The 11,667-nt window shown below is 66.8% G+C and carries 8 protein-coding genes; 4 read left to right on the plus strand and 4 right to left on the minus strand.

Annotation, left to right across the window (positions count from 1 at the left end; all coding sequences use genetic code 11):
* Nucleotides 1-25: 25 nt before the first annotated feature.
* The 4 genes from ASF98_RS22520 to ASF98_RS22535 all read left to right on the plus strand — a co-directional run bounded on the left by ASF98_RS22520 (nt 26) and on the right by ASF98_RS22535 (nt 5,364).
* Complete coding sequence (locus ASF98_RS22520; protein ID WP_055807128.1) at nt 26-1,978, plus strand: FAD/NAD(P)-binding protein; 1,953 nt, start codon at nt 26-28, stop codon at nt 1,976-1,978.
* A complete protein-coding gene (locus tag ASF98_RS22525; RefSeq protein ID WP_055807131.1) occupies nt 1,966-2,496 on the plus strand; it encodes a GNAT family N-acetyltransferase in 531 nt (176 codons plus the stop codon). The genes ASF98_RS22520 and ASF98_RS22525 overlap by 13 nt, the downstream gene beginning before the upstream one ends.
* Nucleotides 2,497-2,505: 9 nt before the next feature.
* Entirely contained in the window at nt 2,506-4,227 is a 1,722-nt protein-coding gene (locus tag ASF98_RS22530) for a helicase HerA-like domain-containing protein (protein ID WP_055807133.1), read from the plus strand.
* 144 nt (nt 4,228-4,371) lie between these two features.
* Nucleotides 4,372-5,364, plus strand: a complete 993-nt coding sequence (locus ASF98_RS22535; RefSeq protein ID WP_200939440.1) for a hypothetical protein — start codon at nt 4,372-4,374, stop codon at nt 5,362-5,364.
* Nucleotides 5,365-5,516: 152 nt separating this feature from the next.
* Here the strand turns inward: ASF98_RS22535 and ASF98_RS22540 are convergent, their stop codons facing one another.
* From ASF98_RS22540 to ASF98_RS22555, 4 genes are all read right to left on the minus strand, one after another.
* On the minus strand, nt 5,517-6,344 hold the full coding sequence (locus tag ASF98_RS22540) for an endonuclease domain-containing protein (protein WP_055807136.1): 828 nt from the start codon (nt 6,342-6,344) through the stop codon (nt 5,517-5,519).
* 233 nt (nt 6,345-6,577) lie between these two features.
* On the minus strand, nt 6,578-8,596 hold the full coding sequence (locus tag ASF98_RS22545; RefSeq protein WP_055807139.1) for an NHL domain-containing thioredoxin family protein: 2,019 nt from the start codon (nt 8,594-8,596) through the stop codon (nt 6,578-6,580).
* Entirely contained in the window at nt 8,596-10,761 is a 2,166-nt protein-coding gene (locus ASF98_RS22550) for a cytochrome c oxidase assembly protein (protein ID WP_055807143.1), read from the minus strand. Before ASF98_RS22550 ends, ASF98_RS22545 begins: the two co-directional genes overlap by 1 nt.
* A 116-nt stretch (nt 10,762-10,877) precedes the next feature.
* Nucleotides 10,878-11,162 (minus strand): HU family DNA-binding protein, encoded by a 285-nt coding sequence (locus ASF98_RS22555; protein WP_028271010.1) that lies wholly within the window; start codon nt 11,160-11,162, stop codon nt 10,878-10,880.
* Nucleotides 11,163-11,667 lie beyond the last annotated feature (505 nt).

Raw genomic sequence — 11,667 nt, forward strand, 5'->3', positions numbered from 1 at the left:
ACCCCGCCTGAACAGGAGCCCAGCCGTGCCAGCGAACATCCCTACCGTGGCCTTTGTGGGCGGCGGTCCCCGGACGGCCGGCGTCCTGGAACGCCTCGCGGCCAACCGGCCGGAGCTGTTTGCCCGCCCGCTGGCCGTCCATGTCATCGAGCCCCACGTTCCCGGCTCCGGCCGGATCTGGCGCTATGACCAGCACCCCGGCCTGCTGCTCAACTCCGCGGCAGCGGACATCACCATGTTCACCGATGCCTCCGTAACGTGCGAGGGTCCCGCCGCCGACGGCCCCGGACTCGACGGGTGGGCTGCCGGCGTCCTGGACGGCAGCATCACCGACGTTCCCCCGCTCCCCGCGGAACTTCAACGCCAGCTGCGCGTCCTGACCGGCGCCACGTTTCCCACGCGCCAGCTGCAGAGCGTCTACCTTGAGTGGTTCTTCCGCCGGGCGGTTTCCGCGCTGGGCCCCGACGTCGCAGTCACTGTCCACCGGGACACTGCGGTACGGATCGATTCCGACGGCGACGACGGCACCGGCGCGTACCGTGTCAGGCTCGCCGGCGGCGGGACTGTTGACGCCGACGTCGTGGTTTCCGCCCTTGGCCACACCGATTCACTGCCGGACGATGCGTCCGCGGGTTTCGCCGGCTTCGCGGCCCGGCACGGCGGGTTCCACGCCGCACCCAGCTACACCACCGACGTCGACTATTCAGCGCTGGCCCCCGGCCAGGACGTGATCGTCTCGGGCATGGGGCTGGCGTTCGTGGACCTGGTGGTCCTGCTGACCGAAAACCGGGGCGGCCGGTTCGAGGAAACGCCCGACGGCGGTCTGGCGTACGTTGCATCCGGCGCGGAGCCGCGGCTTTGGGCGGGTTCGCGGCGCGGGGTTCCGTACCATTCCAAGATTTCCTCGGCCCTCCGCGGCGAGCCGGCAGATGCCCCACAGTTCTTTACCGCCGCCGCCGTGCAGGAATTGCTGGCGCAGCACGGGGAGCTGGATTTCCGCGCGCACCTCTGGCCGTTGATCGCCAAGGACGCGGGCTACGGCTACTACCGGGAGCTCTTCACGGGCTACCCGGAACGCGTGGTCATCGGCTGGGACGAATTTTCGGTCCGTTTCGCCGCACTGGACTGGTACAGCCCCGAACGCAAGCGGCTGGTGCTCGAGTCGGTGCCGGACACGGAGTTCCACCTGGACTTCGAGAAGCTGGACCAGCCGCTCGCCGGACGTGACTTCGCTGGCCGCCATGACGTACAGGAGGCCGTGGCAGCCTACATCGAGCACGACCTCCGGCTGCGCACCAGCCCTGACCACTCGGAGACGCTGGCGCTGTTCATCGCCCTGCTCAAGGTCTACATGGACCTGGGCCGGCTGGTGCCGCCCGAACGGTTGAACGCGCGGTCACAGCGGGAAGTACACGGCTGGTGGCACGGATTCTTCAGTTTCGTGGACTCCGGCCCTCCGCCACAGCGGCTGCGGGAGCTGCTGGCACTCCACCGGGCCGGGCTGCTGCAGTTCCTCGGGCCGGGGCTGGAAGTCGGCGCCGATGAGGCCTCGGGGCAGTTTGTGGCCGTGTCCGTCAGGGGCGGGGTGCGGATATCCGCCAAGGCCCTGATCGAGGCTAGGCTGCCCGCCCCGGCAGTGGCAGGCTCCGCGAATCCACTGCTGCGGTACCTGCACGGCTCCGGATTCGGCAGCGAGCAGACGGTCCTCACCGCCGACGGGCTCCATGCAACCGGCCGGCTGCTGGTGTCCGCGGCCAGCGAGCTCGTCAGCCCGGTGGGCGAACCGAACCGCAGGTTGTTCGCCGTCGGGCCCAACACCTCCGGCTGGGGCGCCGGCGCCTTTGCCCGCCCCGGAACCAACGCTGCGCCGTTCCGTGAGAATGATGCACTGGCGCGGCGGATCCTTAGCGTGCTGGCGGAAGATGAAGCATCGGCTGTACCGGCCGTATCGGGAAAGGCTCAGCCATGGAACAACTAACCGAGCCGCCGGCGTCTTTGCAGGCGTCCGAACTGACGGTGCTCAGCCTGCCCATGCACGACGCCCGGGTACGGCCGCTGCTGGACGAGCTCGCCCACGAGTACGACACCCGCTACGGGAACCTGTTCGGCCGGGGAGCGGCCGCCGAAGAACTCAACCGTTACCCTGCGGCGGAATTCACCGCGCCGGGCGGTGCCCTGCTGATCGTCCAGGAAAACGGCGAATCCGTAGCCGGCGGAGCGTTCCGGCGGCACGGGCCGGACACTGCGGAGCTCAAACGGATCTGGACACACTCGGCCCACCGCCGCCGCGGACTGGCCCGGTTTGTGCTGTCCGAGCTTGAAGCCCTCGCCGCCCGCCGTGGCTACAGCCGGGTGTACCTGACCACGGGACCACGGCAGCCCGAGGCGAAACACCTCTACCTCAACTCCGGGTATGAGCCGCTGTTCGACCTGGCGGCCGATCCCGAAACCATCAAGTTCTTGGCATTCAGCAAAGATTTGGAGCCGCGCGGCTAAGCTGTCGGCATGGCCATCAAATCCACTGCAGATAAAGTCGCCACCATCCAGAAGGGCTACACCCTGGAGGGCGCCACCATCGAGCTGGGAGCCGCGATTGTGGACGGTGAAGTCCACATGGATGCCCCCGTCCGGCTGCCGCTTTCCATGATGAACCGGCACGGCCTGGTGGCAGGCGCAACGGGCACCGGCAAGACCGTCACGCTCCACATGATGGCGGAGCAGCTCTCCAACGCCGGCGTACCCGTGTTCCTTGCCGATATCAAAGGTGATCTCTCGGGCCTCGCAACCGCCGCAGCGGGCAGCGAGAAACTGAAGGCCCGCACGGACGGCATAGGCCAGGCCTGGGCGGGCAAGACTTTTCCGGTGGAGTTCCTGGCGCTCGGCGGTGACGGCAACGGCATCCCGGTCCGGGCCACCATCACTTCCTTCGGCCCGATCCTGCTTTCCCGCATCCTGGAACTCAACGACACCCAGGAATCCAGCCTGCAGCTGGTCTTCCACTTTGCGGACAAGAACAACCTGGAACTGATCGACCTGAAGGACCTCCGGGCGGTCATCCAGTTCCTCACTTCGGACGAGGGCAAGGACGAACTTGAAGCGCTGGGCGGCCTTTCCAAGGCGACCGCCGGCGTCATCCTCCGCGAACTGGTGACCCTCGAGGCCCAGGGCATGGAGGCTTTCTTTGGTGAGCCCGAATTCGACACCGCCGAGCTGCTGCGCACAGCCCCGGACGGACGCGGCGTCGTCACCTGCCTGGAACTGCCCACGCTGCAGACCAAGCCCATGGTGTTCTCCACCTTCCTCATGTGGTTGCTCGCGGACCTCTTCGAGGACCTTCCCGAAGCCGGAGACCTGGACAAACCCAAACTCGTCTTCTTCCTCGACGAAGCCCACCTGCTGTTCAACGACGCGTCCAAAGCGTTCCTGGAGGCCATCACCACCACCGTCCGGCTCATCCGGTCCAAGGGCGTGGGAATCTTCTTCGTCACCCAGACGCCGAAGGACGTTCCGGCTGATGTCCTGGGGCAGCTGGCCAACCGCATCCAGCACGCCCTCCGCGCATTCACCCCGGAAGACGCCAAGGCCCTGAAAGCCACCGTGTCCACGTTCCCGGTGAGTGACTACGACCTCGAAGAAACACTCACCTCGGCCGGCATCGGCGAAGCCGTCGTGACAGTGATGAACGAGAAGGGCGCTCCCACCCCGGTGGCCTTGACCCGGCTACGGGCACCGGAATCGGTCATGGGCCCCAGCACGGAGGAGCTGGTCAAGAGCAGCGTGGCCGGGTCCGCACTGCTCGTCAAATACGGCACAGCCGTGGACAACGTGTCCGCTTACGAGAAGATCTCCGGAACGAAGGCTGCGTCCACCGGCGCGGCTGCCCCCGGCCAGCCGCCCACTCCGGCCAGGGACGTCTTTGTTCCCGGCAGCCCTGTTCCGGGAATGGACCAGGCAGCGGTCGACGCCGATGCCCGCCGCATCGAGGAGGAAATCCTCGGCCGCCCCAGCAGCAGGCCTGCCCCGGCACCCGAACGACCCCGCAGCAGCGAGCGCCAGGCACCCCCGGCACAGCAGGAACAAGGCGGTGGAATGATGGGCGACCTCGCCGGAGCCCTGGGTGGCGCACTCGGCGGCGGTCTCAAGAGCATGGCCCGTTCGCTCGGTACGCAGCTGGGCCGGGAGTTGCTGCGGGGCGTCTTCGGCACCTCCTCGAGGCGCCGCCGCTAGCACCTCCGCAGGGGTGCCTGCAGGGGCCCCAGCGGGAGCCAGCCAGCCGCCGTCGGACTGTCTGACAGCCGCTCTGCAGCGTCATGCGGGGAGGCCTCATCACCTGCTTTCCCGTGCCTTACCGGTAACGTAAGGTGCGTGCAGATGAGTCAAGCGTTGGTGAGGATCGCAGCCGGGTGGCTGCTGGGCCTGATGCTTGCCATCGCCGGAGCCGTTGTTGCGGTGAATCTGGTCAACGCCTCGGTAGCGAGTCCCGAGCAGCCCGTACGTGAATATTTGGACGCACTGCAGAAGGGCGAAGGCGAAAAAGCGCTGGGCCTCCTGCGTGCCTCCGTTCCGGAAAGCGACGCCGCCATGCTGGACGGAACAGCGCTGCAGACGGCCGCTTCCCGGGTGACGAACGTGAAGTTCGGCGAGACGCAGGACCGCACGGGGAACCAGGTCATGGTTCCGATGGAATACACCATTGACGGCAGCCGGCTCAGCACCGAGTTCCTGCTGGAGCGAACCGGCACCGAATGGCTCTTCTTCAACAAGTGGGCATTCGTGCCGGCCACATTGCCCGTTCTGGAAGTCACGGTGGTCAACTCCAACCAGGCCACCCTCAACGGTATTCCGGTGAACATGCCTAACGGCCGCAATTCCTTCGCCGTCTTTTATCCCGGCGAGTACGAGGCCAGCCTGAACGGTGAATACTTCTCGGCTCCGGCCAGCCACGCCACGGTGTCCGGACGGGACGTACCCACGGCGCCGCTGAGCCTCCTGACCCAGGCAACCTCCGCGCTGAAGGACGCAGTGGGCGCGAAGGTCAAGGAATTCCTGGACACCTGCGCCGCGGAGGCCGTTAAGGAGCAGAAGCTGCAGCCGGACTGCCCGTTCTACCACGCCACGTTCAACCGGGTCACGCTGGGAACCATCAACTGGAGCATCAGCGAGTACCCGAAGGTATCCATCGAACCCTTCGGCGGCCGCTGGGTGGTGGCCCCGCTGGACGGGAAAGCCCGGTTGAAGGCGCAGCAGACCGACCTGTTCACCGGCGCCGTGACCGACCTCGACGTCGAGCACGACTTCAGCTTCACCACCCGTCTGGACGTCGACGGCGACACCATCAGGGTCACCCCGCTCCTCAGCTACTAGGCTCCCGGCGGCTGCCGGGCTGATGCCGTGCTCTGTCGCAGTGTGTGCGTCACGCCATGCAGACTTTCACGCCGCCGCCCAGCATACTTGCCCTAAATCCAGCGGAACTTCATCCCTTAGCGGCTCAAAAGCATGCGTCCAGTGACTGCAGCTCAGAGCCGGCCGCCAGGGCGCCCGGCAAGAACGGCGAGAACTTCGGCCAGCATTCGCCCCGGGCTGTGGACCACGTCCGCGTAGTAGTAACGAAGCACTGTGTAGCCCTGCACCACAGACCGGTTGTTTCGGCGCTGGTCCTTTTTCACCTGGGTCCATTCGCCGTGCTGGCGCCCATCCAACTCGATCACCAGCCAGCCTTCCAGCAACAGGTCCACGTAACCGACGCCGTCGATATAGACCTGGGCTTCGACTTGGATCCCGGCCTGCCGGAAGCACGTCCTTGCCAGGGTTTCCAACATCGAGTCCGCTCCGCGGTCCACCCACTGCAGGACCTCGCGGGCACGCCCGTTCCTGCGCCCTGGCAGCCTGTGCCGCAGGAACTCCACCGTCATGTCTCCCCGCCCCACGGCACATTCGACCATGATCAGCGACTCCCGCAGCGGCAAACACCGTAAGGCATGGATCAGGACGTCTCCAAGGGACGCTACAGGCATGTTGGCGTGTGGTGGCAGCAGCAGGCCGCCGTGCGGCACATCTCCGTCGAACGCATCGCCCCGTCGGTGATACACATGGGCCGGGCCTGACGAGTCCAGCACCCACAGACCATAGAAGGGCGCGGCACTGATACAGGTAAGGAGCTGGCGGCGCAGGAGCAGGCCCACGGTGTCCGGGTTGGCCGTCTGGAGCGCATAGAGCCCGCGGGCAGGCTGTCGCACGCCAGCCCTCACGGCCCGACGCAGTGCAGCATCGTCAACGCCGAGCCGGGCGAGTACGGGCCGCCGCGCCGCTCCCCCGCAAGCGGCCAGCGCTGTCTCCACATCCATGCCGCCATCCTGCACAAGGCCGGAGTCACCAAGCATCCGCGGGCAAGGTTATGTGGAAATCTCCGCCGCCCACATCCGGCGTCACCCCGTGCAAGCTCTTGCGGCCGGCGCCTCCGTCCCGTGCCGGTTTCGTCCCGGAATCGCGGCGACCAATTGCCCGTGGACGCCAAAAGGCTGCGGCGCGTGACGCTTGGTCACGGGCCGCAGCCTTCAGTAGTGCTTTGGGTAGGACCTCAGTCCATGCCGCGGAGGTCCAGGACCAGCTCGGTGTCGCCGTCGGCCTGCAGCACCACCGGGATGCCCCAGTCCTGCTGGTACAGGTGGCAAGCAGCGTGGTCGGGGATCTCGCCGTCGGCCGTTTCCGGGCCGTCGCAAGCGGCAGCGCGGGCAGTGATGTGCAGGACGCCCTCCGGAACGTGGGATGAGAGCTCCAGCGTCCGCTGCAGGCCCACTGATGTCCCGCCGCCCGCAACCAGCAGCTCGGGCGGGGTGGAGGAGATCTTCAGCTGCGTGGGGTCGCCCCAGCGGTCGTCCAGCTTCTGCCCGGTGGGCGCCGTGAAGCGCACGGTCAGTTCCAGCGTTCCTGGGGCTACGGGGCTCTTGGGCCGGTGGGTCTGCACCGCACCCTCGTCCACCTGCTGCGCTTCCTTGGGGATGGGCACGTAGATCAGCTGGTGCTTGTTGGCTTCCACCACCACCAGCAGCGGCTCGGAGCCGGCCGTGTGCGTGTGGTCCACAATCACGTCGGACGGCTCGGAGAGCCCGCGGGCGAGCGTCGACACGGTACCGGTGGCCGGATCGTAGCGGCGCACGGCACCGTTGTACGTGTCGGCGATGGCCACTGAGCCGTCCGGCAGCACCGTGACGCCGAGCGGGTGCTGCAGCCGTGCGTCGGCGGCCGGCCCGTCACGGAAGCCGAAGTCGAACAGGCCCTTGCCGACGGCGGATTCCACGGTGACTGTACCGTCGTCGTCGATTACCAGTTTGCGGAGCGCGGAGGTTTCCGAGTCAGCCACCCAGATGTTGCCGTCGGAGTCCTCGGCCAGGCCGGACGACTGCGCGAACCAGGCTTCGTGGGCGGGACCGTCAAGCAGGCCTTCGAGCCCGTTTCCGGCCAGGATGGACACGGCACCGGAGACCGGGTCGAAGCTGAAGATCTGGTGGACGCCGGCCATGGCCACCACCACGGCGTCGAGCTTGGCGGACCACACCACGTCCCAGGGCGAGCTCAGCGCGACGTCCAGGGGATGGTCGCTCAGTCGTCCGGTGAAGCCTGCCGCGTCCTCGTCCACCCGCGCCGGCCCCGTCTCCAGGAGGCGCTGCACGCCGCTGCCGGCGAGCGTGGTGACGGTTCCGTCCGCGAGGGACAGCCCGCGCAGGCGGTGGTTGACGGAGTCGGCAATCACGACGTCGTAGCCGGTCTTCGCTGCCACGTCTTCCGGCAGCAGGACAAGGCCCTGCGGTTCGTTGAACTGTGCGGTGGCCTTGACGGAGTCGACGTCGGCGCCGGGGCCGTCGGCGTAGCCCTTCGTTCCGGAACCGTAGGTGCGCAGCACCGTGTGGAAGTCCGTGTCCAGCTCCACCAGGCGGTGGTGGCCAGTGTCCGTGACGAGCCAGGAGCCGGCGTCGGGCGCGGCGCCGTCGGACGTCCCGCCGTCGGACGCCCCGTTGGAGCGGGTGCCGCGGCCGGCCGGGAGGAAGAGGGCCTTGCCCGGGAAGCGCAACGTGCCCGACGTCGGCTCCGGGGCAACGTACGGGCCGTTGCCGCGGTGCAGGGTTCCCTTGGCCTCGTGCTGGGCGATGAGTTCCGGGATCAGGACGGACAGGCCGTCAGCGTGGCCTTCGCCGGACAGGTGCGCCACGATGTAGCCCTCGGGGTCGATGACCACCAGGGTGGGCCAGGCGCGGGCCGTGTAGGCCTTCCAGGTCTCCAGCTCGGGGTCGTCCAGGACGGGGTGGTGGATCTCGTAGCGCTCCACGGCGGCGGCGAGGGCGACGGGGTCGGCCTCGTGCTCGAACTTCGGCGAGTGAACGCCCACCGTCACCAGGACGTCGGAGTACTTCTCTTCCAGCGGGCGCAGCTCATCGAGCACGTGCAGGCAGTTGATGCAGCAGAAGGTCCAGAAGTCCAGGAGCACGATCTTGCCGCGCAGGGCTTCCAGGTCCAGGGATTTCCCGCCGGTGTTCAGCCAGTTACGGCCCACCAGTTCGGAGGCGCGGACCCGGAGGTGGGTGCGTACGGTTTCGCTCATCAGCGTCCTTCCAGCTTTGAGTTGCGTTCAGCCAGCTTGGCGTCGCGTTCAGCCAATTTGGCAAACATATCGTTGTAAGCAGTGAGATCGGCGTCGTTATTCCTGTCGGCCGCGCGGTCGGTCCGTTTGGACTCCCGTGCATCCGAACGGGACCACATGATGGCGACGCCGATGGCCACCAGGAGCGTGGGTACTTCGCCGATGCCCCAGGCCACAGCGCCGCCCATCTGCTGGTCCAGCAGCGCGGAGGGTCCCCAGGCCCGGCCCAGGTTGCCGAAGTAGTCCGCGGCCAGCAGGTTGGTGCCGCCCATGATCGCGACGCCGAAGAAGGCGTGGAAGCCCATGGTGGCCAGCAGCAGCAACAGACGCATGGGATACGGCGCGCGGCGGGGCAGCGGGTCCGTGCCGATCATGGTCAGGACGAAGATGTAGCCGGTAAGGGCGAAGTGCAGGTTCATGAGTTCGTGGCCCACGTGGTCGCGCATGGCGTAGCCGAACGCATCCGAATAGTAGAAAAGCACGATGGAACCGGCAAAGTTGGCCGCGGCGAAGAGCGGGTGCGTGACCAGCTCGGAGAACTTGGAGTGCACAAACAGCAGCAGCCATTCACGCAGGCCCCGCGAGCCGTCTCCGCGCGCCGGCAGGGCGCGCAGTGCGAGCGTCACGGGCGCGCCAAGCACCAGGAAGATCGGCGCCACCATGGTCAGCGCCATATGGTCCACCATGTGCGCGGAGAACAGCACCCGGCCGTAGACCGACGGCGGTCCGGAAGTGACGTAGGTGAGCACCACCAGCCCGATCACCCAGTTGATGCTCCGGAACCAGGACCATTTGTCGCCCCGGCGAAGGACCTTTGCCACGCCGAGGAAATACGAGACCAGGCCGAAGGCAGCGACGGCGATCCAGAGCCAGTCCAGACGCCACTCTGTCAGCCAGCGTTCCGGGGTCAGCTCAGGCGGCAGTTCGTAGCCGGAGAGGATGAAAGCCGGCGAGGCGTCAGGAGCGAAGGTGGTCGGCTGCGGCGGGGCGGAACGGCCAAGGGCGACGGCGATGCCTGAGGTGGCGCCCATGATCAGCACTTCTGCGATCACCAGCTGCCAGAGCACCCGCCGGGAGGAGAGGGCGCCGCCCTTGCGGTTCAGCTGCGGGATGACCCACTGGCGGTGCATGAGGCCGATGCCGCCGAGCATCAGCGTGGCGACGGCCTTGGCAAGCACCATTTGCCCGTAGGCAGATCCGAAAAGGTCGTGCCAGTTGGTGATCCGGATGCTCGCGTTGATGACGCCGGAGGCGAATACCAGGACAAAGGCGAATCCGGCCAAGGAGGAGAAGCGGCGGAGCGTGGACTCGGTGATGTCCGCCTTGCCGGCTGCTTTGGCGCCCGCGTTGGCGTTGGCCCCCGTCAGGATGCCGGACAGGACAGCCAGCATGATGATGCCGCCCACCCACGCCGATACGCCCACAAGGTGCAGGGCCAGCGAGTTGATGGCGCCCTCGTGGTCGCTTGAGCTTGAGGAGTGGCCGATGAGGGCGATGGGCACCATGCCCACCAGCGACAACACCAGCGTGAGGGCCAGGCCCGTCAGAGACCTGACTCCGAACAATGCCGTGGTCACTATTGCGGCAACGATGGTGACGGCGAGCCAGGCCCGGCCGGTCTCAATGTCCGTCATGAAGTAGACCAGCGCGCGGGTGAACTCGGCATCCCCGGAGAGGGACTGGCCGGCCACATCCGCATAGGTCAGCACCAGCACTGCAATCGCTGACAGCGTCCACGCAGCGCCTGCAGCAGCAGCCACGGCCAAGGCACGGGAGAACGCCGGATGCTCAGGTGTGGCAGTGTCCTTGGACCGGGATCCGTTGGCGTTGCGGGGCAGGATGCCCACGGCGAAAATCAGGCCGCCGATCACTGTGGCCAGCGAGACGTTGTGGATGGCTTTGCTGACGGGCAGTCCCCAGCGGATCAGTGCCCCTGGATCCGACACCTCGCGTGCGGCGGCTGCCCCGGAGAACAGGAGGGCCACCCCAAGTCCCAGGAAAAGTGCGGCAAGGCCAGCGAACTGCCATGCCCGCGAAATGCCCGTTACGCTGCCGGATGCCCCAGTCTTTCCCGGAGTGGGGGAAGGCTGCGGAACGGTGGGGCGGGATTTTGCTGCTGAGGGCACCTATCCATTGTCCGCTACGGGTGCCTGCGCCGCGAATCGGCCGGTTTCGCCAATTAACGCAAAGGGAGCGGCAACCCTCAGGTTGCCGCTCCCTTTCAAGCGTTGGACGCCGGATGCTACTTCTTGGAGACAGCAGCCTTCAGCTTGGAGCCAGCGGTCAGCTTGACGCTGTGGCCAGCGGCGATCTGGATGGTCTCGCCGGTCTGCGGGTTGCGGCCGGTGCGAGCTGCACGGTCGGTGCGCTCAACTGCGAGCCAGCCCGGGATGGTGATCTTCTCGCCCGCGGCGACAGAGGTCTCGAAAACCTCGAACAGTGCATCGAGCACGGAGTTGACGGCTGCCTGGCTGGTGCCGGCCTTGCCTGCTACCTCTGAAACAAGTTCACTACGGTTCTTAGCCATTGATGTCCTCCTGGACGGTCATGATTTCTGGAGCCTGAACGCGGCATGCGCACAAGCCACTGTTCGAAAACTTACCAGCTTGCCGCGGTCAGGTCCGCAAATTCCGCGTGTTTCCGCCATTTTTTGAGGTAAATCACCGGTTTTGAGGCCTTTTGACCCCGTATTTCGCCATCAGCGGACGGCCGCGCAGCTCCCGCAGGGACGGGGACGGAACGCTCTCTCACCTTTCGCACTCACCACGGCGACGCTCTCTCACTTCCTGCGGGTTTTTCCCCGTCGCTCTCGCACTTGGGGGGAGGTTCGACGGCGGTGGCTGGCGTGGGTGCCTGGCCGGTTTTGCCGGTGGCGGGAGGGTCCTGCGAAAGGGGCCAGGACCCGCGAGGGGGTGTGGTGTTAGGGGTGGTTTAAATGSGGGAGAGCCCCAACCGTGTGGTTGGGGCTCTCGACCTGAATGGTGTTCCGGCGGTGACCTACTCTCCCACACCCTCCCGGGTGCAGTACCATC

Origin of the sequence: Arthrobacter sp. Leaf337, from assembly GCF_001423745.1 — a bacterium.
Taxonomy (GTDB): Bacteria; Actinomycetota; Actinomycetes; order Actinomycetales; family Micrococcaceae; genus Arthrobacter.

Bases quoted from the DNA above. Each gene is read 5' to 3' on its own strand.
- ASF98_RS22525 (WP_055807131.1), top strand. From the start codon at position 1,966: ATGGAACAACTAACCGAGCCGCCGGCGTCTTTGCAGGCGTCCGAACTG.
- ASF98_RS22530 (WP_055807133.1), top strand. From the start codon at position 2,506: ATGGCCATCAAATCCACTGCAGATAAAGTCGCCACCATCCAGAAGGGC.
- ASF98_RS22535 (WP_200939440.1), top strand. From the start codon at position 4,372: ATGAGTCAAGCGTTGGTGAGGATCGCAGCCGGGTGGCTGCTGGGCCTG.
- ASF98_RS22540 (WP_055807136.1), bottom strand. From the start codon at position 6,344: ATGGATGTGGAGACAGCGCTGGCCGCTTGCGGGGGAGCGGCGCGGCGG.
- ASF98_RS22545 (WP_055807139.1), bottom strand. From the start codon at position 8,596: ATGAGCGAAACCGTACGCACCCACCTCCGGGTCCGCGCCTCCGAACTG.
- ASF98_RS22555 (WP_028271010.1), bottom strand. From the start codon at position 11,162: ATGGCTAAGAACCGTAGTGAACTTGTTTCAGAGGTAGCAGGCAAGGCC.